Below are 18,479 nucleotides of genomic sequence, written 5' to 3'. Positions count from 1 at the left end.
GCAGCCCCCGCAAAGTCAGTGGGTGGCGATCATCCCCACTTACTGACCGCTGAACTGATCCTCTTCGGTGGAACCGGTCATCGCCGTCACCGAGGAGACACCGCCCTGGATGGTCTGGGTGACCTGATCGAAGTAACCGGCCCCCACCTCGCGCTGATGGCGGGTGGCGGTGTAGCCATTGGGCTCGGCCGCGAACTCGGCCTCCTGCAGCTCGGAGTAGGCCGCCATCTGACGGCTCTTGTAGCCGCGCGCCAGCTCGAACATCGAGTAGTTCAGGCTATGGAAGCCGGCCAGCGTGATGAACTGGAACTTGTACCCCATGGCCGCCAGCTCGTTCTGGAAACTCGCGATGGTCTTCTCGTCGAGCTTGCCGCGCCAGTTGAATGACGGCGAGCAGTTGTACGCCAGCATGGTGTTGGGGTGCTCTTTCTTGATCGCCTCGGCAAACCGCTTGGCGAAGGCCAGATCCGGGGTGCCGGTCTCGCACCAGATCAGGTCGGCGTATGGCGCATAGGCAAGCCCGCGGCTGATGGCCTGATCCTCACCCGCATGAGTGCGGAAAAAGCCCTCGACGGTCCGCTCGCCGGTGATATGCGGGGCGTCGTAGGGGTCGACGTCCGAGGTGATCAGATCAGCGGCGAGGGCATCGGTCCGGGCCACCAGCAGGGTCGGCGCATCCATGGTGTCCGCCGCCAGACGCGCGGCCACCAGCTTCTGGACCGCTTCCTGGGTGGGCACGAGCACCTTGCCGCCCATGTGGCCGCACTTTTTCACCGATGCCAGCTGATCCTCGAAGTGCACGCCCGAGGCGCCCGCCCGGATCATGCCCTTCATCAGCTCGAAGGCATTCAGCACACCGCCGAAGCCGGCCTCGGCATCGGCCACGATGGGCTGCATCCAGTCGATGCTGTCATCACCCTCGGCATGATGGATTTCGTCGGCCCGCAGCAGGGTGTTGTTGATGCGGTCGACCACCGACGGCACCGAGTCCGCCGGGTACAGCGACTGGTCGGGATACATGGTGCTGCCCAGGTTGGCGTCGGCGGCCACCTGCCAGCCGGACAGATAGATCGCCTTGAGGCCGGCCTTGACCTGCTGCATGGCCTGGTTGCCGGTGAGCGCACCCAGTGCGTTCACATAGTCCATCTCGCCGTCATGCAGGTAGCGCCAGAGCTTTTCCGCGCCCATGGTCGCCAGGCTGTACTCCACCGGAACGGTGCCCCGCAGACGCACCACTTCGGAGGCCGGGTAGGGCCGCTTGACGTCCGCCCAGCGGGGGTTTTCCTGCCAGTCTTTCTCGATCTCTGCCGCTGTTTTCAATGTTTTCATCGCTCTCGCTTCCTCCTGACCGAAACGCTTCACCAAGGGTATGCGGCGTTGCACCATTGCACAAGGTAATGTAGATAATACAAACCATCGGAATAACTAATGATGAGGGGCTCCATGCCGCGCTCGACCGACGTGCCCGCGCATTTCCGTCAGGACCGCCTCCGCCAGCTGCGCGCCTTCTGCCTGACCGCCGAGGCGGGTAGCATCTCGCGGGCGGCGGAGCGGCTCGCGGTCACCCAGCCCTCGGTCTCCGTGCAGATCCAGGCCCTCGAGCGCGAGCTGGGCATCACCCTGCTCGAGCGTCGTGGGCCGCGCATCCGCCTGACCCCCGACGGCGAAGCCCTTCATGCCGAAGCCCATCAGCTGGTCGAGGCCATCGACGGGCTCGCCGGCCGGTTCAGCGAGGGCAATCGCCCCCTCGACAGCGGTCGACTGGATATCGGTGCCGGCGAGTCGTCGACGCTCTATCTGCTGCCCCCCATCCTCGAGCCTTTCATGGCCGAGTACCCCCACGTCGAGGTGCGTCTGCATCACCTGTCGGTGGGTGAGCTCATGGAGGCGCTGCGCCAGGATCGTGTCGACTTCGCCGTGGGCGCCATCCTGGATATGCCCGACGAGCTCCGCTACCGGGCCATCTATGCCTATGGGCTGTCGCTGATCACCCCGCCGGATCATCCGCTGGCGCGGCGTGACGTGATCACCATGCGCGACCTGGCCGGTCAGGACTACATCACCCCGCCCCGGGAGATGACCACCTGGCGGCTGATCGATCTGGTCTTCCAGCAGCATGCGGTGCGCTATCGGGTGCGACTTGAGGTGGGCAGCTGGGAGGCGGTGAAACGCTACGTGGGCCTCGGCTTTGGCATTGCCATCGTGAGCAACGTCTGCCTGACCGAGGCCACTTCGGATGTGGCGGTGCGCCCGCTACCGGCGGTCTTCCCCAAGCGCACCTACGGGGCGATGTCGCGGCGCGGGCGATTTCTGTCGCCCCAGGCGCGGCGTTTTCTGGAGATGATGCGCCCGGACTTTTTCGACGCCGAGGATCTGCCCACGGGACTGCGCGGCTAGCGGTTGCTCAGCCGCAGCTCGATGCGCCGGTTGCGCGCCAGATCCTCGGGGTCGTCCCCCTCGACCAGGGGCTGATACTCGCCGTACCCCACCGCGGCCAGCCGCTCGGGCGGGATCCCCTGATCGATCAGAAAGTCGAGGATGGACTGGGCCCGGGCGGTGGACAGCTCCCAGTTGGAGGGGAACTCCGGCGTGCTGATGGGCCGCCGGTCGGTGTGACCCTCCACCTGCAGCACCCAGTCGATTTCGGGCGGGATGCGCTCGGCGATGCGATTCAGCGTCCGGGCCACCTGCTCGAGGCGCGCCTCGCCCCGTGGGCCGATCTCGGCCGAGGCGGTGTCGAAGAACAGCTCCGACTGGAAGCGGAATCGGTCACCGACGATCTCGATTGCCTCGACATCGCCCAGCACCTCGCGCAGCCGACCGAAGAACTCGGAGCGGTAGTCGGAAAGCTCCTCGACCTCGCGGGCCAGCTCGACATTGAGCCGCTCCACCAGGGTGTCGATGCGGGCCTGCTGCTCGGCCACCGTGTCCTGCTCAATCTCCAGCGACTCGGCCAGACTGCTGATCTGCTCACGCAGGGCCCGGACCTGGCGTCGCAGCGACTCGACCCGCGCCTCGGCATCGGCGGTCAGCTCCTGCTGGTCATCAAGGGCGTTCTGCCGGTCCTCGATCTCGGCGACCAGGTCGCGGATACGCAGGTCGCGTGTCTCGATTTTCTCCTGGGCAAGGCGGGTGCGCTCCTGCTCGTCCGCCAGCCGGGCCTGGAGTTCGCGATTGCGGTCGCGCAGGGCGCCCATCTCGCTGCGGGTGTCCTCGAGGCTCGACTCGGTCTGCTCGAGGCTGGCGGCCAGTTCGCTCACCCGCGATTCGAGGTCGTCGCGCACCGACCTGAGCGCCGAGATGTCCTGCTGCAGCGAGGCGATCTCCATCAGGCTGGCTTCAAGATCGGCCTCCCCGACACGGACCTGCTCACGGGCCGCCTCCAGCTCCTCGCGGGTCAGCTCGAGGGCGTCGCGGGCCTCGTCACGCTGGGCGAGCGTGGCATGCAGCTCCTCGTACAGACCCGAGACCTGCTCTTCAAGCCGGTCGCGCTCACGGCGCTCCATGGACAGCGTCTCGGCCATCTCAGAGAGCTCGGCACGCAGCGATTCGAGGGCCTGGTTGCGGTCCGAGAGCTGGGTGCTCAGATACAGCTGTGAGACCACAAAAAGCAGCAGAACGAATACGAAGGCCAGCAGCACCGCCGCCAGCGCATCGACGAACCCCGGCCAGATATTGACCGACGAGCGATTGCCGCGATTGCCCCCGCGCATCCGGCGATCAGCCCCGATCGTTGCCGTTGAGGTGCGAGACGGTGCGCGTCAGCAGCCGGATCTCGTCGCGCAGTTCGGTCATCAGACGCTCGCGATCGGTGACCATTTCCTGGCGCATGTCCTGCAGCCCCTGGGCCATGGCGCGCAGCTGCTCGGTCTGTTCGCTGTCCTGGGTGCCCCGGGACTCGCTGACATCGGCCAGTCGACCGAGCACGCCCTGCAGCTCGGACTGGGTGCGCGTGAGGCCGATCAATCCACGCTGCTCGCTGTGTGACTGCTCCGCCAGCCGCGAGACCTCTTCGGTCAGCTCGATGATGCGCGCATCGACATTGCGACGCTCCTCGTCGCCCCGCGCCATGATCCGCTGGAGCTTATCGAGGCTGTCGGCGGTGTTCTCGAGCAGGGCCTGGATGTAGGCAGGCACCGAGCCCTCGCCGTCACCCCCCATCGCCCCGCTGGACAACCGGGTCTGGCCCGACAGCCATTCCTCGAGGTCGTTATAGAAGCGGTTCTGGGCGTGGGACGCCTGCAGGTCGACGAACCCCAGCACCAGCGAGCTGGCCAGACCGAACAGCGACGAGCTGAACGCCGTGCCCATGCCCGTGAGCGGTGCCTGCAGGCCGTCACGCAGCTCGGTGAAGATCTGCCCGGCGTTGGCGCCGTCGATGCGCAGGTTGGTGATCACGCCCCCCACGGCGCGCAGCGTGTCGAGCAGCCCCCAGAACGTGCCGAGCAGGCCGAGGAAGACCAGCAGCCCGATCAGATAGCGCGAGATATCGCGGGATTCATCGAGCCGTGTACGGATGCCGTCGAGCACGGTGCGCATGGAGGTGGCGGACAGGCTGAACCGGTCGCCGCGGCGGCCGGTGAGCATGCGCGCCATGGAGCCCAGCAGACGGCTGTTGGGCAGCGCCGGTGCATCGCCCTCCTCGGACTGGCGAAAGCGCCCCACCCAGTCGACCTCGGGCTTAAGCACCAGTACCTGGCGGCAGTCGATCACCAGCCCGACGAACAGCACGCTGAGGATCATGCCGTTGAAGACCGGGTTGGCCATGAAGGCATCGGTCAGTGGCTCGAGCAGCAGACCGCAGACGGCCGCGACGGCCGCCAGAAAAATAACGATCCAGATCAGGACGCGATTGGGATTGCGCACACCATTCCCCCCTGGTTGGGTCTTCGCCTGTGGGGCACACCTTACCGTGATTTCGTCCCCGATGGACCCCCGTGGCTGCGTTGACCGCCGCGGTTCGCTATCCTCGGCCCATGAACGATGCGATGCGCATTTACCGGAGCGGCCTCGGCCTGGCGCTGCTGGTGCTCACCGGGTTGATGGTGTACTGGCTGCAGCCGATCCTGACGCCGTTTCTGGCCGGGGCGCTGCTGGCCTACCTGGGCAACCCGCTGGCCTCGCGCCTGCAGCGGCTGGGTCTCAACCGCACGCTGTCGGTCAGCCTGGTGTTTCTGGCGCTGGCGGCGGTCGCCGTGGCAGTGGTGCTGATGCTCATCCCGCTGGTGGGCAGCCAGCTGGGGATGCTGCGCAGCCAGATGCCGGCCATGATCGAATGGGCCCAGACCCAGGCGCTGCCCGCGATCGAGCAGGCCCTGGGGGTCGACGCCTCGGTCATCGACCTGAACGTCGTCCGCGATGCCCTGTCCAGCCACTGGCAGTCCACCAGTAGCATCGCCGCCGGTATCGTCCAGCGCATCACCCAGTCCGGATTCGCCCTGGCCGGCGCGCTGGCGAGTCTGGCCCTGGTACCGGTGGTGGCTTTCTATCTGCTCCGCGACTGGGACCGTGCCCTTGCCGCCAGCCTGGCGCTGATCCCCGCCCGCTGGCGCGACACGGTGGCGGGCCTGGGGCGCGAGTGCGACGAGGTGGTGGGGGCCTTTCTGCGCGGCCAGCTGCTGGTCATGATCTGCCTCGGCATCTTCTACGCCGCCGGCCTGTGGCTGGTGGGCGTACAGCTGGGCCTGCTGATCGGGCTGCTCTCAGGTCTGGCGGCGGTGGTCCCCTATCTGGGATTCATCGTGGGGATCGCGGCGGCGACACTGGCCACGCTGTTCCAGTTCAACGACTGGCTGATACCGCTGCTACTGGTGTGGGTGGTCTATGGCGCCGGCCAGGTCCTCGAATCGGCGGTGTTCACGCCACTTTTCGTCGGTGACCGGATCGGTCTGCATCCGGTCATCGTGATTTTCGCGGTGCTGGCCGGCGGCCAGCTGTTCGGGTTTGCCGGCGTGCTCCTCGCCCTGCCCATCGCCGCCGTGGTCGCCGTGCTGCTCCGCCATGCGCATGCCTTTGTGACGGGATAGACCGACGATGTCCGAGCGCCAACCCCTGCCACCGCCGCCCCGCGAGCCGGATCTGGACGAGTGCTGCGGTAGCGGCTGCGACCCCTGCGTGTTCGACCTCTATGATCAGCGCGTCGAGCGCTGGCGCGATCGCTGCGCGGCCATTGAGGCCGCCAACCGCGAGGCCGGCTTCGGGCCGCGGGAGGACGCCGAGCGATGATGCGTCTGGTAAGCCTGGCGCTGATCATTGCCGCGCTGGCGTTCCTGCTCTCGCCACGCCTGCGGCGCAGGGCCCGGGCACGGGCGCCGATGTTCATCCTGGGGGCGGTTGCACTGACCGCCATCGGGCTGGCCATCACCGGGCGGCTGAACTGGATATTCGCGGCGATCAGCGCCGCCCTGCCGGCCATCTGGCGGTTCGCGCCGCTGCTCAGGTTTCTGCCGGTGATCGCCCGGCTCACCGGTCGCGGTCGCGACGCCGGTGCCAGCCCCCGCGGCGATGACCCGGCGCCGGGCAATGCACCGCCGCCGCGGCGCGATGGCCGCATGAGCCGGCAGGAGGCCGCGGACATGCTGGGAGTCGAAACGGATGCCGACCGCGACAGCGTCATGGCCGCCCACCGGCGTCTGATCCAGCGCTTGCATCCGGATCGCGGCGGTACCGACTATCTGGCCTCGCGTCTCAATGAAGCGCGCGACGTGCTGCTGGAGGTGCAACGCTGATGGCGGGCATGATCGCGCTGATTCTGGCGCTGCAGCTCATCGGCGAGGCACTGGTGCGCCTGACCGGCGCGCCGGTTCCCGGTCCGGTGGTGGGGATGCTGCTGCTGGTGGCCCTGCTGGTGGTGCGCGGCGGCCCGCCGCCGGCGCTGTCACGCCTGGCTGAGACCCTGCTGGGTCATCTGTCACTGCTGTTCATTCCCGCGGGCGTGGGGGTGATCAGCTACCTGGGGCTGCTGGCCGATCGGTGGCTGGCGGTGACCGTGACCGTCATTGCCAGCACGCTGATCAGCCTGCTGGCGACGGCACTGACCCTGCGTTTTCTGCTCAACCGCGGCCCCGAGGATCCTTCCTGATGGCAGGGCTGTTCGAGATCTGGGTCTATCTGGCCGAACAGCCGCTACTGTGGCTGACCATCACGGTCGGCACCTACGCGCTGGCCCAGTGGCTGTTCATGCGGGCGCGGCGTTTTCCCCTGCTCAATCCCGTACTGGTGGCGGTGACCCTGACCGTCCTGCTGCTGCTGGCCACCGGTACGGGCTATGACACCTACTTTGAGGGCGCCCAGTTCGTCCACTTTCTGCTGGGACCGGCCACGGTGCTGCTCGCCCTACCGCTCTACCAGCAGCTGCAGCGCCTGCAGCGCCAGTGGCTGCCGCTGGGCATCGCGCTGCTGGTGGGATCGATCACCGCCATTGCCAGTGCGGTCGGCATCGGCCATGCCCTGGGGCTGACCCCCTCAACGCTGCTCTCGCTGATGCCCAAGTCGGCCACCACGCCGATCGCCATCGGCGTTGCCGAAAAGCTGGGCGGCGAGGCCTCTCTGACTGCGGTGTTCGTGATCATGGCGGGCATTGCGGGAGCGGTCATCGGCATCCCGCTGATGCGCCTGCTGGGCGAGCGTGATGCCGCGGTCAAGGGCTTTGCCATGGGCGTTGCCGGGCATGGCATCGCCACCGCCCGGGCGTTTCAGCACAGCGATCAGGCCGGTGCCTACGCCGGGCTGGGGATGGGCCTCAATGCCACGTTGACGGCGCTGCTCGCGCCGCTGGTGGCCTGGCTAATCGGCCTTTGACAGGGTCAGGTCGACCACCACGCGGACATCGTGGCCGGCCACCGAAGGATCGCTCCAGTCGCCCTGTCCCACGCCGTAGCGGGTGCGATCAATGACCACCGCGCCGTCCATCATGGCGCGGTCCCCGTCCACCTGCCAGGTAAACGGCAGGGTGACCGGGTGGCTGTTGCCGCGGATGGTCAGCGTGCCCTCGGCGGCGTAGCCGTCCTCCGTGGCGCGGATGGTGTCGGCCACGTAGCTCGCCTCGCCAAAGGCATCGACATTGAACCAGTCGTCGTTCGGAAGGGCCGAGTCGCGCTGCGAACTGCCGGTCTCGACGCTGGCGGTATCAATGCGCACATCGAAGCCACTTGCCGCGAGATCATCCGCTGAAAAGCGCATGTCGGCGCTGAACGACTCGAAGCGTCCCTCGAACTCGCCCCCCTGCTGGGTGGCCTCGAATCCGAGCCGGCTGTCGTCGTGGATAATCGACCACTCGGTGGCGGCCGTCGCCGGGCCACTGGCAAGGCCGGCGGCACCCAGGGCCAACAGCAGTCCACGGCGCAGGCGATCCGCGCGGGCATTCATCATGATCGGCTCCTGTCGTCTGAGGCATGCCGCACCGGCAGCATGCGTCGGAGGATGTTGTCGCGCAGCACGAAGTGGTGGCGCAGGGCACCGCCAATGTGCGCGGTGAGCACCGCGACGAATCCCCAGAAAAAGGCCAGATGCAGGTTACTGGCCAGATCACCCAGCGACTCGCTGGCCGGAGTCAGGTTGGGGATCTGGACGAGTCCGAACACATTCAGCGGGAAATTCGCGGCGGAGTTGATGACATAGCCCGATAGCGGCATCAGCAGCATCAGCGCGTAGAGCGCGCGGTGCCCGGCCTTGGCCAGCCAGCGCTCATGCCGCGGCAGGCTGTCCGGCAGCGGCGGGGTCACGTTGATCCAGCGCCACACCAGCCGCAGCGCAACCAGCGCCAGCAGGGTGATGCCGAGGCTTTTATGGAGGGCGTATAACCGGAACTGCGCCGAGCCGGCGGGCATGTTGACCATCACCCAGCCAAGCACCATCGAGGTGGCGATGCCGGCGGCCATCAGCCAGTGCAGCAGCTGCGCGCCCGCGCCCCAGAACCGGGTCGTGTTGCGTATCGCGATCATGCCTTACAGACCACGGCCGCCGCGCTCGGGTTCAGCGCATGCCCCGGGCGGTCTTGATGGTGTCATAGGCCTTCTGAATATCCTGGGCCCGTTCCTTGGCGATGCGCATCATCTCCTCGGGCAGCCCCTTGGCGACCAGCTTGTCGGGATGGTGCTCGCTCATGAGCTTGCGCCAGGCCTTCTTGACCTCGGCATCGCTGGCGTCGGCGGAAACCCCCAGAGTGTCATAGGCCGCCTCCAGCTCGGACTCGCTGCCGGTCTGGTTGCTGGCGTGCCCGCCCATCATGGTCTCGAGGCGGGCAAAGTCCTCCTCCGACAGGCCCAGGCCCAGGGCAATGCGCCGCAGCATGTCGCGCTCGGCGTCATCGAAACTGCCATCCGCCAGGGCCGCCTGGATCTGGATTTCAAGGAATACCCGGACCAGCTGGACGTGGCCCCGGCAGTAGCGGCGGAACTCCTCGAGCGTCTGATCCAGATCGGCTTCGCCATCGCGGCCGGCACTGAAGTAGCTGATGGCCTCTTCGCGCTGGGTGGGGTTGAGGTCCATCCGCGTCATCACCTGCTCGGCGATGCGGATCTCGGCCTGACTGACCCGGCCATCGGCCTTGCAGACATGGCCCATGACCACGAAGACGCTGCGGAAAAACGCCGCATGCACCATCTGCCGATGGCCGGCGCCGCCAGCGGCCTTGCGGGCCAGTCCCCGGTCAAAGAAATTGCCGATGACCAGACCGATCAGAGCGCCGACCCAGCCACCGGCCAATCCCCCGAAGATGGCGCCGAGGATCTTCCCGATCCAGATATTGGGTGTACTGATGACCGCCGCCCTAGTTCGCCTTGTGGATCGCGCGCTTATCCACCGCGAGGGCCGCCTCGTGGACCGCCTCGGACAGCGTCGGATGCGCATGAATGGTGCGGGCGAGGTCCTCGGCGCTGGCCTCGTACTCCATGGCCAGGGTGGCCTCGGCGATCAGCTCGCTGGTCTGCGGGCCCACCATGTGCACGCCCAGGATCCGGTCGGTTTCGGCATGGGCGATGATCTTGACCATGCCGTCGGACTGATCCATGGCCCGGGCGCGGCCCGTGGCACCAAAGCCGAAGGTGCCGCTGCGATGGGGAATGCCCGCGGCCTTGAGCTGCGCCTCGGTGCGGCCCACCCAGGCGATCTCGGGGTCGGTGTAGATCACCCACGGGATGGTGTCGTAGTTGACATGTCCGGCATGGCCGGCCATTCGCTCGGCCACCATCACACCCTCTTCCGAGCCCTTGTGCGCCAGCATGGGCCCGCGCACCACATCGCCCACCGCGTAGACGCCGGGGATGTTGGTCTCGCAGTAGTCGTTGACGTGCACGAAGCCCCGCTCGTCGGTCAGCAGGTCGGCATCCTCCGAGGCGAGGCCGTCGGTATTCGGCCGGCGGCCCACCGAGACCACCAGGCGATCGACCTGCATGTGCTGTTTGCCGTCCTTATCCTCGTAGTGGACGCTGATGTTCTTGCCATCGCGCGTCTCGGTCACGCGGCAGCCCTGCCGGATCTCGAGCCCCTGCTTGGCGAACAGCTTCTTCGCCTCACGGGCCACCTGCTGATCCACCGGGGTGAGGAACGAGTCCTGTGCCTCGAGCAGCACCACCTTGGAGCCGAGCCGGTTCCAGACGCTGCCCATCTCCAGGCCGATCACGCCGGCGCCGATCACGCCGAGGCGCTTGGGCACCTCCTGGAACTCCTGGGCACCGGTGGAGCTGACGATGCGATCGCCGGTGAGCGGCGCCGCCCCGATCTCAATGGGCCGCGACCCGGTGGCAAGGATGATGTTGTCGGCGGACAGGGTTTTTTCCTGGCCCTTGTGGGGCTTGAACGCCACTTGGCGGTCGGCCAGCAGCTTGCCATGGCCCTGCAGCCACTCGATGTCGTTGGCCTTGAACAGCTGCTTGATGCCGCCGGTCAGGTCGGCCACCACCTTGTCCTTGCGCTTGATCATCTGCGGCACGTCAAGGCTGACCCCGTCGACCTTGATGCCGTGCTGTCCCAGCTGCGACTGGACGCGATGATAGTGCTCGGACGAGTCGAGCAGCGCCTTGGAGGGGATGCAGCCGACATTCAGGCAGGTTCCCCCGAGCGACGGCTCGCCGTCCTTGCGCCGATACTCGTCGATCACGGCAACGCGCATGCCGAGCTGGGCGCAGCGGATGGCGCCCACATAGCCGGCCGGGCCGGCCCCGATGACGATGACGTCGTATGAATTCGTCATGATGACTCCCGAATTCGCTGGTATCAGACCTCGAGCAGCAGCCGTGCCGGGTCCTCAAGCATGTCCTTGATGGTGACGAGGAACTGGACCGCCTCCTTGCCATCGATGATGCGATGGTCGTAGGAGTGGGCTAGGTACATCATCGGCCGGACCACCACCTGACCATTCTCGGCCATGGGCCGTTCCTGGATCTTGTGCATGCCCATGATGCCGCTCTGCGGCGGATTGAGAATGGGCGTCGAGACCAGTGACCCGAAGATCCCACCGTTGGTGATCGTGAACGTCCCGCCGGTCAGCTCCTCGATCTCGATCTTGCCCGCCTGCGCGCGCTGACCGAAGTCGGCAATGGCGGCCTCGATTTCGGCGAACGAGAGCTGATCGGCGTCACGCAGCACCGGCACCATCAGACCGCGCTCGGTGGACACGGCGATGCCGATGTCATAGTAGCCGTGGTAGAGGATGTCGGTGCCGTCGATGGAGGCGTTGACACTCGGGAAGCGCTTGAGCGCCTCGACCGCCGCCTTCACAAAGAACGACATGAAACCGAGCTTGGTGTCATGGGTCTTGACGAAGGCATCCTTGTGGCGGGCGCGCAGATCCATGACCGGCTGCATGTTGACCTCGTTGAAGGTGGTCAGCATGGCCGCGGTCTGCTGGGCCTGCACCAGGCGCTCGGCAATCCGCTGCCGCAGCCGGGTCATGGGCACCCGGCGCTCTTCGCGGTCACCGGTGGGCAGGCTGGCGGCGGGCGCCGGCGTCGATGCAGCCGGTGCGGCGGCTGGCGCGGCGGGCGCCGGTTCGCTGGAGGGGGCGGGCGCCGCTGCCGGCGCCGGGGCGGCCGCGCCGGAATCGCCTTCCCGAAGGGCCCGCAGGACATCCTCTTTGAGGATCCGGCCGTTGCGCCCGGTGGGCGTGATCGTCCGCGGATCCAGGTCGTTTTCCTCGACTAGGCTGCGCACCGCCGGGCTCAGCGCTGGGGCCTCGCCCGCCGCGGCGGCAGGGGCCGAGGCGGCGGGGGCCTCGTCGGCAGGCTCGGGCGCTGCGGCGGGCTTTTCCTCCGCCGGCGCTCCAGCAGCGGCGCCTCCGGTGCCCTCGCCCAGCACCGCCACCACTTCACCGGCGGTGACGGTCTCGCCCTCGGGCTTGAGGATTTCGCCCAGCACGCCGTCCTCGGGGGCCGGCACCTCGAGGACCACCTTATCGGTCTCAAGGTCGACAAGGTTCTCGTCGCGCTCCACCGCCTCGCCGGGTTGCTTGTGCCAGGTGACAACGGTGGCTTCGCTCACCGATTCCGGCAGCGCCGGTACTTTGACTTCGGTGCTCATCTACTCCTCGCTCTTGTTTTATCCGTGAACCTTGCCGAGCGCATCCGCCACCAGACGGCGCTGCTGTTCGAAATGCACCTTGGCGTAGCCGACCGCCGGCGAGGCCAGCGGATCGCGGCCCGCGTAGGTCAGCTTCTGATCGCGGGCGATGCACTGGGTCAGATGGTGATAGACCTGGTACCAGGCGCCCTGGTTCTTGGGCTCTTCCTGACACCAGACCACCGACTTCACCGTCTTGTAGCGCCGCTTCAGCAGCGCCGAGAGCTGCGCCTCGGGGAACGGGTAGAGCTGTTCGATGCGGATCAGCGCGACATCGCTGCGGCCCTGCTGGCGACGCTCCTCGAGCAGGTCGTAGTAGACCTTGCCGCTGCACAGCACCACCCGCTGGACATTGCTGGGCCGCACTCCTTCGGTGTCGTCGATGACCACCTGGAAGTGGCCCCCTGAGAGGTCATCCAGCACCGACGTCGAGAGCTTGTGCCGGAGCAGGCTCTTGGGCGTCATCACCACCAGCGGCTTGCGCCAGTGGCGCAGCATCTGCCGGCGGATCATGTGGAAGAACTGGGCCGGCGTGGAAGGCACGCAGACCTGGATGTTCTGCTCGGCGCAGAGCTGGAGAAAACGCTCGATGCGGGCCGAGGAATGCTCCGGGCCCTGACCCTCGTAGCCATGCGGCAGGTAGAGCGTGAGCCCGCAGAGCCGCCCCCACTTGGTCTCGCCCGAGGCGATGAACTGATCGATCAGCACCTGCGCCCCGTTGCTGAAGTCGCCGAACTGCGCCTCCCAGATCACCATCGTGCGCGGATCGGCCGTGGCGTAGCCGTACTCGAAGCCGAGCACCGCCTCCTCGGAGAGCAGCGAATCGATCACCACGAAGTCTTTGCGGTCGGCCGGGATGGTCTTGAGCGGCGTGTGGGTGGAGCCATCGGCGGCGTTATGCAGCACCGAGTTGCGATGGAAAAACGTCCCGCGCCCCGAGTCCTGGCCGGTCAGGCGCACGCAGTGCCCTTCCTCGAGCAGCCCGGCGTAGGCCATGGTCTCGGCGAACCCCCAGTCCATGGCCAGCGCGCCGGCGGCCATCTTGCGCCGGCTTTCCATGACCGTCGCCACCCGCGGGTTGAGCTCGAAGCCCTCGGGCAGCCACTGCAGCTTCTCCTGGAGTGCGCGGATCCGGTCCACCGACAGGGTGGTGTCCACCGGCTCATCCCAGCGGGCGTCAAAGTAGGGCGACCAGTCGACGGTGAACTCGTTGTCCTGCTCCTCGAGTGCGCCGGGCGCCACCACCTGCTCGGCATCCAGCGCATCGCGGTATTCCCGCTCCATGGCCTTGGCCCCATCGCGGTCGATGACGCCCTCGTCGGTGAGCTGATCGGCGTAGAGACTGCGCACCGACGGCCGCGCCTTGATCTTCTGGTACATCATCGGCTGGGTCGCCGATGGCTCGTCGGCCTCGTTATGGCCGTGGCGGCGGTAGCAGATCAGGTCGATGACCACATCCGAATGGAATTCCCGCCGGTAGTCCATCGCCAGCTGGGTCACGAACAGCACCGCCTCGGGATCGTCGCCGTTGACGTGAAAGATCGGCGCCTGAACCATCTTGGCCACTTCAGTGCAGTAGAACGTCGAGCGCGTATCAAGCGGGTTCGATGTGGTGAAGCCGATCTGGTTGTTGATCACCAGGTGTACGGTGCCCCCGGTGTAAAAGCCCCGGGCCTGCGACAGCTGCAGGGTTTCCATCACCACACCCTGACCGGCCATGGCCGCATCACCGTGGATGAGCACCGGCAGCACCGAGCGGCCGTCCTCGTCATCGTGGCGATGCATGCGGGCGCGCGCCGACCCCTCGACCACCGGGTTGACGATCTCGAGATGCGAGGGGTTGAAGGCAAGCGCCAGATGCAGCGGCCCGCCGGGCGTGTCGATGTCCGAGGAATAGCCCATGTGGTATTTCACATCGCCGGCGCTGGCATGCTCCGGGGCGTGCTCGCCCTCGAACTCGGCGAACAGCTCGGCCGGCGATTTGCCCATCAGGTTGATGAGCACGTTCAGGCGGCCGCGATGGGCCATGCCCAGGACCATTTCCTCGACCCCGTCGCGGCCACCGCGCTGGACGATTTCATCGAGGATCGGCAGCGTCGCTTCGCCGCCCTCCAGCGAGAAGCGCTTCTGGCCCACATACTTGCTGTTGAGATACTTCTCGATGCCCTCGGCCGCGGTCAGGCGGTTGAGCAGGGCCTTTTTCTCGTCGGCGCTGAGGTGGGGCCGCGCCTGCGGCTTCTCGAGCCGCTCCTGGATCCAGCGCTTCTGCGCGGTATCCGTGATGTGCATGTACTCCGAGCCGATCTTGCCCGAGTAGACCCGCTTCACCAGATCGACGATCTCGCGCAGGGTCAGGCGATCGGGTGCGGCCAGCGAGCCGGTGTTGAAGGCGGTATCGAGGTCGTCATCGGTCAGGCCGTGAAACCCCGGATCGAGGTCCGGCACCTGCGGGCGCTCGCGCAGGTGCAGGGGATCGGTGTCGGCATGCTGATGGCCACGCACCCGGTAGGCATTGATCAGGCGCAGCACCGCGGCCTGCTTCTGCGCGGCCACGGCATCCATGCCCTCGCTGGCGATGCGCGCGCGGCCCCGGCGGCTGCTGCGGCCGATCTCTTCGAAGGCTTCGCGGATCGGGGTATGGGGCACGTCGCGGCGGCCGTCGGGATCCAGCGCCTCGAGGTCGCGGAAGTAGTCCCGCCAGCGCGGTTCGACCGCGTCGGGATCCTCGAGGTACTTCTCGTACAGTGCTTCGATGAAGTTGGCGTTGGCACCGTTGAGATAGGAGTGACTGAGCGACTGTTCGAAAGGACCACTCATGGCAGTTTACCTGGCATCTGCGGTGGGAAAGCCTGTTTCCGGCGTATGTGCAAGTTAACCCGCAGCCCCCTTAAACGCAACGCCAATGGGCATTTACGGGCACCTGAAGGGAGCCGGAAAACCATCACTCCCTGCGGGCGCGGGAAAAACTGACCCCAAGGTCAGGTATTTGCGCGGCGGGACACCGGGCATCATGCCCCGTCGTCTTCCCCGGCCGGGCGATCCGCCGCCGGTGCCTCGAACCAGCGCGAGAAAAAGATCCCCAGCTCGAACAGCAGCCAGACCGGGACCGCCAGCAGCACCTGCGAGATGATATCCGGCGGCGTCAGCAGCATACCCACGGTGAACGCCGCCACGATCACGAACGGGCGCTTGGCCGCCAGCGCCTGGCGCGTCGTGGCGCCGCTGCGGACCAGCAGGATGGTGGCGACGGGCACCTCGAAGGACGCCCCGAAGGCGAAGAACAGGGTCATGATGAACGACAGATATTCGCCGATATCGGTCATCATCGACACGCCATCCGGCGTCGCCGAGGCAAAGAACTGGAACACCAGCGGGAAGACCACGAAGTAGGCGAAGGCCATGCCCAGATAGAACAGCAGCACGCTGGAGATCACCAGCGGCCAGATCAGGCGCTTTTCGTGGCGGTAGAGCCCCGGCGCCACAAACGCCCAGAGCTGGTAGAGCAGGAACGGAACACTCAGGAAGAACGCGCCGGCCAGCGCGACCTTGAGCGGGATCAGGAACGGGGTGGCCACCTGGGTGGCGATCATTGAGGTGCCCGGCGGCAGCACCGCCATCAGCGGCTCGGCGAGCGCGCTGTAGAGCGGCTCGCGGAACGGGTAGACCGCCAGAAACAGCACCAGCACGCAGCCACCGGAGTACAGCAGCCGGGTGCGCAGCTCGAGCAGGTGGGTCAGCAGCGGGCGGTCGGGATCACCGGCGTTGGAGTCACTGGCCGGATCGCTCACCGGGATTCATCTCCCTTGTCTTTCTCGGCCGCGGACTCGTCTGACCCGCGGGAGGGGTCGACCTGACCCACCGTCTCGGTGACCTTGCGCTTGGCCTCGCTGGCTTCGCGATCCACGGCGCGACGTGTCTGCTGGACCCCGTCGATGTTCACCTCGCGCTCGACCTCATCGCGGATCGACTGGAAGGACGCGCGCGCGCGGCCCGCCCACAATCCCAGTGTGCGCATAAGACGGGGCAGGCGCTCGGGACCGACAACCACCAGGGCGATCGCCCCGATGATCAGCAACTCCCAGAAGCTGACATCCAGCATGAACGCGTTCCTCCGGCGGTCAGGCGTTGCCGCCGGACGAGTCCTTTTCCTTGACCTGCTCGCGTCGGGCCGTCGAGGACGTGGCGTCGCTCTCGGCGTCGTTCTCCTCGAGGCTTTCCGGGTCTTCCTGACTGTCCTGGCCGTCCTTTGCCGCTTTTTCGCCATCACTCATGGCGCTCTTGAACCCCTTGAGCGCACCACCCAGATCGGTGCCGACGTTGCGCAGCTTCTTGGTGCCGAACAGCAACAGCACGATGACCAGTATCAATAAAAGAGACCAGGGACTGATTCCACCAGGACCCATAACGGATTACCTCCAGCGCGTGCCAACGGGCATTACTGCCCCTGTTTGTTCCGGGCCGCCTTCTCGGCGACGCCGGAGAGCCCGAAACGGCGCTCAAGCTCAGCAAGCACCGACCCGGAATCAAGCCCATGATGCGAGAGCATGACAAGGCTATGGAACCACAGATCGGCGGTTTCATAAACGATATCGTCACGCTCGCCGTTCTTTGACGCAACCACCGTCTCGGTGCATTCCTCGCCGAGCTTGCGAAGGATGCGATCAATGCCCCCCGCATGCAGCCCCGCCACGTAGGAACTCTCGGGATCGGCCTCGCGCCGCGCCGCCAGCACCGCGTCCAGGCGGCGCAGAATCTCGTCACTCATCGCTGCCCTCTCCATACATGTCAGCGGGATCACGCCGCACCGTATCGGTGATCCGCCAGCCGTCCGCCGCGAGCCGGCGGTAAAAGCAGCTCCGCCGCCCGGTGTGGCAGGCGACGCCACCGCGCTGCTCGACCTGCAGCAGCAGGGTGTCGCCATCGCAGTCAAGCTCAATCGCCCGCACCCGCTGGACGTTGCCCGAGGACTCGCCCTTGTGCCACGGCCGCTGCCGCGAGCGTGACCAGTACACCGCCTCGCCGGTGCGACGGGTGGTCTCGAGGGTCTGCGGGCTCATCCAGGCCATCATCAGCACACGGCCGTCATCGGCGTCCTGGGCAATCACCGGCACCAGGCCGTCGGCGTTCCAGGCGATCGCATCCAGCCCGTCCATCAGCGCACCTCGATCCCGGCCTCGGCCATGCAGTCTTTCGCCTCGGCAATGGTGTATTCCCCGAAATGGAAAATGCTGGCGGCCAGCACCGCATCGGCGTGCCCCTCGATGACCCCGTCCACCAGGTGCTGGAGGTTGCCGACCCCGCCGGAGGCGATCAGCGGCACGCCGGCCTGCTCGGAGATGGCGCGGTTGAGCGCATTGTCAAAGCCGATCCGGGTGCCATCCCGGTCCATGCTGGTCACCAGCAGCTCGCCGGCGCCGGCCGCGGCCATGCGCCGGGCCCAGTCGACGGCATCGAGCTCGGTCGGCTGGCGCCCGCCGTGGGTGAACACGCCCCAGCGCGGATCCCCGTCGGTGCCGCCCCGGCGCTTCGCATCGACGGCCACGACGATGCACTGCGAGCCGAACCGTGCCGCGGCCTCGCCCACCAGATCGGGGTCACGGATCGCCGCGGTGTTGATCGAGACCTTGTCCGCCCCGGCATTGAGCATGCGGCGCACATCCGCCACCGAGCGGATCCCGCCCCCCACGGTCAGCGGGATGAACACCTCCGAGGCGACCGCCTCGACGGTATGGACCAGGGTGTCGCGCTGCTCGTGGCTGGCGGTGATGTCCAGAAAGGTCAGCTCATCGGCACCTGCGCGGTCATAGCGCCGAGCGATTTCCACCGGATCGCCGGCGTCGCGGATGTCCACGAACTGCACGCCCTTGACCACGCGGCCGGCGTTGATATCAAGGCAGGGAATGATGCGGCGCGCGACGCCCATG

General features: G+C 66.9%; 21 protein-coding genes. 6 read left to right on the top strand and 15 right to left on the bottom strand.

Annotation, left to right across the window (positions count from 1 at the left end):
- Positions 1 to 39 precede the first annotated feature (39 nt).
- Positions 40 to 1,329 carry an isocitrate lyase gene (gene aceA, locus BA899_RS05620; protein WP_159300015.1) on the bottom strand — a complete coding sequence of 430 codons (1,290 nt, stop codon included), beginning with the start codon at positions 1,327 to 1,329 and terminating at the stop codon, positions 40 to 42.
- 114 nt (positions 1,330 to 1,443) lie between these two features.
- On the opposite strand from aceA, the gene BA899_RS05615 reads away from it, so the two are divergent.
- Positions 1,444 to 2,397, top strand: a complete 954-nt coding sequence (locus BA899_RS05615) for a LysR family transcriptional regulator (RefSeq protein ID WP_110882273.1) — start codon at positions 1,444 to 1,446, stop codon at positions 2,395 to 2,397.
- On the opposite strand, the gene BA899_RS05610 is transcribed toward BA899_RS05615, so the two are convergent.
- Together BA899_RS05610 and BA899_RS05605 are read right to left on the bottom strand one after the other, a co-directional pair.
- Complete coding sequence (locus BA899_RS05610; protein ID WP_159300014.1) at positions 2,394 to 3,713, bottom strand: OmpA family protein; 1,320 nt, start codon at positions 3,711 to 3,713, stop codon at positions 2,394 to 2,396. The two genes, BA899_RS05615 and BA899_RS05610, sit on opposite strands and share 4 nt — an antisense overlap.
- Before the next feature lie 7 nt (positions 3,714 to 3,720).
- Entirely contained in the window at positions 3,721 to 4,866 is a 1,146-nt protein-coding gene (locus tag BA899_RS05605; protein WP_110882271.1) for a flagellar motor protein MotA, read from the bottom strand.
- A gap of 110 nt (positions 4,867 to 4,976) precedes the next feature.
- Between BA899_RS05605 and BA899_RS05600 the strand changes: the two genes are divergently transcribed.
- From BA899_RS05600 to BA899_RS05580, 5 genes are read left to right on the top strand one after another with little or no spacing between them, the layout of a single operon-like run.
- Positions 4,977 to 6,026 (top strand): AI-2E family transporter, encoded by a 1,050-nt coding sequence (locus BA899_RS05600; RefSeq protein ID WP_159300013.1) that lies wholly within the window; start codon positions 4,977 to 4,979, stop codon positions 6,024 to 6,026.
- A 7-nt stretch (positions 6,027 to 6,033) separates the two neighbouring features.
- The gene (locus BA899_RS05595) at positions 6,034 to 6,225 is read left to right on the top strand and encodes an oxidoreductase-like domain-containing protein (RefSeq protein WP_110882269.1); all 192 of its coding nucleotides are present in this window, start codon (positions 6,034 to 6,036) and stop codon (positions 6,223 to 6,225) included.
- Positions 6,222 to 6,728, top strand: coding sequence for a molecular chaperone DnaJ (locus BA899_RS05590; protein ID WP_159300012.1), 507 nt, complete (start codon positions 6,222 to 6,224; stop codon positions 6,726 to 6,728). Before BA899_RS05595 ends, BA899_RS05590 begins: the two co-directional genes overlap by 4 nt.
- Positions 6,728 to 7,081, top strand: coding sequence for a CidA/LrgA family protein (locus tag BA899_RS05585; protein WP_144346925.1), 354 nt, complete (start codon positions 6,728 to 6,730; stop codon positions 7,079 to 7,081). The genes BA899_RS05590 and BA899_RS05585 overlap by 1 nt, the downstream gene beginning before the upstream one ends.
- The gene (locus BA899_RS05580; RefSeq protein WP_110882266.1) at positions 7,081 to 7,800 is read left to right on the top strand and encodes an LrgB family protein; all 720 of its coding nucleotides are present in this window, start codon (positions 7,081 to 7,083) and stop codon (positions 7,798 to 7,800) included. Before BA899_RS05585 ends, BA899_RS05580 begins: the two co-directional genes overlap by 1 nt.
- Here the strand turns inward: BA899_RS05580 and BA899_RS05575 are convergent.
- The 12 genes from BA899_RS05575 to hisF all read right to left on the bottom strand — a co-directional run bounded on the left by BA899_RS05575 (position 7,786) and on the right by hisF (position 18,478).
- Positions 7,786 to 8,370 (bottom strand): YceI family protein, encoded by a 585-nt coding sequence (locus BA899_RS05575; protein WP_159300011.1) that lies wholly within the window; start codon positions 8,368 to 8,370, stop codon positions 7,786 to 7,788. The genes BA899_RS05580 and BA899_RS05575 overlap by 15 nt on opposite strands.
- On the bottom strand, positions 8,367 to 8,942 hold the full coding sequence (locus BA899_RS05570) for a cytochrome b (protein ID WP_110882264.1): 576 nt from the start codon (positions 8,940 to 8,942) through the stop codon (positions 8,367 to 8,369). The genes BA899_RS05575 and BA899_RS05570 overlap by 4 nt, the downstream gene beginning before the upstream one ends.
- A 31-nt stretch (positions 8,943 to 8,973) precedes the next feature.
- The gene (gene djlA, locus BA899_RS05565; protein WP_255425110.1) at positions 8,974 to 9,729 is read right to left on the bottom strand and encodes a co-chaperone DjlA; all 756 of its coding nucleotides are present in this window, start codon (positions 9,727 to 9,729) and stop codon (positions 8,974 to 8,976) included.
- Between the two features lie 40 nt (positions 9,730 to 9,769).
- The gene (gene lpdA, locus BA899_RS05560) at positions 9,770 to 11,191 is read right to left on the bottom strand and encodes a dihydrolipoyl dehydrogenase (protein ID WP_148122624.1); all 1,422 of its coding nucleotides are present in this window, start codon (positions 11,189 to 11,191) and stop codon (positions 9,770 to 9,772) included.
- 23 nt (positions 11,192 to 11,214) lie between these two features.
- On the bottom strand, positions 11,215 to 12,516 hold the full coding sequence (gene odhB, locus BA899_RS05555; protein WP_159300010.1) for a 2-oxoglutarate dehydrogenase complex dihydrolipoyllysine-residue succinyltransferase: 1,302 nt from the start codon (positions 12,514 to 12,516) through the stop codon (positions 11,215 to 11,217).
- Positions 12,517 to 12,534: 18 nt separating this feature from the next.
- Entirely contained in the window at positions 12,535 to 15,372 is a 2,838-nt protein-coding gene (locus tag BA899_RS05550; RefSeq protein ID WP_159300009.1) for a 2-oxoglutarate dehydrogenase E1 component, read from the bottom strand.
- A 191-nt stretch (positions 15,373 to 15,563) separates the two neighbouring features.
- Entirely contained in the window at positions 15,564 to 16,343 is a 780-nt protein-coding gene (gene tatC / locus BA899_RS05545) for a twin-arginine translocase subunit TatC (protein ID WP_159300008.1), read from the bottom strand.
- A complete protein-coding gene (tatB, locus tag BA899_RS05540; protein WP_144346922.1) occupies positions 16,340 to 16,654 on the bottom strand; it encodes a Sec-independent protein translocase protein TatB in 315 nt (104 codons plus the stop codon). Before tatB ends, tatC begins: the two co-directional genes overlap by 4 nt.
- A 19-nt stretch (positions 16,655 to 16,673) precedes the next feature.
- Positions 16,674 to 16,958, bottom strand: a complete 285-nt coding sequence (gene tatA, locus BA899_RS05535; protein WP_110882258.1) for a twin-arginine translocase TatA/TatE family subunit — start codon at positions 16,956 to 16,958, stop codon at positions 16,674 to 16,676.
- Between the two features lie 32 nt (positions 16,959 to 16,990).
- Positions 16,991 to 17,320, bottom strand: coding sequence for a phosphoribosyl-ATP diphosphatase (locus BA899_RS05530; RefSeq protein ID WP_110882257.1), 330 nt, complete (start codon positions 17,318 to 17,320; stop codon positions 16,991 to 16,993).
- Positions 17,313 to 17,708, bottom strand: coding sequence for a phosphoribosyl-AMP cyclohydrolase (gene hisI / locus BA899_RS05525; RefSeq protein WP_110882256.1), 396 nt, complete (start codon positions 17,706 to 17,708; stop codon positions 17,313 to 17,315). The genes BA899_RS05530 and hisI overlap by 8 nt, the downstream gene beginning before the upstream one ends.
- Complete coding sequence (hisF, locus tag BA899_RS05520; RefSeq protein ID WP_159300007.1) at positions 17,708 to 18,478, bottom strand: imidazole glycerol phosphate synthase subunit HisF; 771 nt, start codon at positions 18,476 to 18,478, stop codon at positions 17,708 to 17,710. Before hisF ends, hisI begins: the two co-directional genes overlap by 1 nt.
- Position 18,479 lies beyond the last annotated feature (1 nt).

Source organism: Spiribacter sp. SSL99 (assembly GCF_009805925.1).
Classification (GTDB): domain Bacteria; phylum Pseudomonadota; class Gammaproteobacteria; order Nitrococcales; family Nitrococcaceae; genus Spiribacter; species Spiribacter roseus.
The sequence above is the reverse complement of the archived record's forward strand: the minus strand, read 5'-3'. Positions and strand labels throughout refer to the sequence as shown.

Bases quoted from the DNA above. Each gene is read 5' to 3' on its own strand.
- aceA (WP_159300015.1), bottom strand. From the start codon at position 1,329: ATGAAAACATTGAAAACAGCGGCAGAGATCGAGAAAGACTGGCAGGAA.
- BA899_RS05615 (WP_110882273.1), top strand. From the start codon at position 1,444: ATGCCGCGCTCGACCGACGTGCCCGCGCATTTCCGTCAGGACCGCCTC.
- BA899_RS05610 (WP_159300014.1), bottom strand. From the start codon at position 3,713: ATGCGCGGGGGCAATCGCGGCAATCGCTCGTCGGTCAATATCTGGCCG.
- BA899_RS05600 (WP_159300013.1), top strand. From the start codon at position 4,977: ATGAACGATGCGATGCGCATTTACCGGAGCGGCCTCGGCCTGGCGCTG.
- BA899_RS05595 (WP_110882269.1), top strand. From the start codon at position 6,034: ATGTCCGAGCGCCAACCCCTGCCACCGCCGCCCCGCGAGCCGGATCTG.
- BA899_RS05590 (WP_159300012.1), top strand. From the start codon at position 6,222: ATGATGCGTCTGGTAAGCCTGGCGCTGATCATTGCCGCGCTGGCGTTC.
- BA899_RS05585 (WP_144346925.1), top strand. From the start codon at position 6,728: ATGGCGGGCATGATCGCGCTGATTCTGGCGCTGCAGCTCATCGGCGAG.
- BA899_RS05580 (WP_110882266.1), top strand. From the start codon at position 7,081: ATGGCAGGGCTGTTCGAGATCTGGGTCTATCTGGCCGAACAGCCGCTA.
- BA899_RS05575 (WP_159300011.1), bottom strand. From the start codon at position 8,370: ATGATGAATGCCCGCGCGGATCGCCTGCGCCGTGGACTGCTGTTGGCC.
- BA899_RS05570 (WP_110882264.1), bottom strand. From the start codon at position 8,942: ATGATCGCGATACGCAACACGACCCGGTTCTGGGGCGCGGGCGCGCAG.
- lpdA (WP_148122624.1), bottom strand. From the start codon at position 11,191: ATGACGAATTCATACGACGTCATCGTCATCGGGGCCGGCCCGGCCGGC.
- odhB (WP_159300010.1), bottom strand. From the start codon at position 12,516: ATGAGCACCGAAGTCAAAGTACCGGCGCTGCCGGAATCGGTGAGCGAA.
- BA899_RS05550 (WP_159300009.1), bottom strand. From the start codon at position 15,372: ATGAGTGGTCCTTTCGAACAGTCGCTCAGTCACTCCTATCTCAACGGT.
- tatB (WP_144346922.1), bottom strand. From the start codon at position 16,654: ATGCTGGATGTCAGCTTCTGGGAGTTGCTGATCATCGGGGCGATCGCC.
- tatA (WP_110882258.1), bottom strand. From the start codon at position 16,958: ATGGGTCCTGGTGGAATCAGTCCCTGGTCTCTTTTATTGATACTGGTC.
- BA899_RS05530 (WP_110882257.1), bottom strand. From the start codon at position 17,320: ATGAGTGACGAGATTCTGCGCCGCCTGGACGCGGTGCTGGCGGCGCGG.
- hisI (WP_110882256.1), bottom strand. From the start codon at position 17,708: ATGGACGGGCTGGATGCGATCGCCTGGAACGCCGACGGCCTGGTGCCG.
- hisF (WP_159300007.1), bottom strand. From the start codon at position 18,478: ATGGGCGTCGCGCGCCGCATCATTCCCTGCCTTGATATCAACGCCGGC.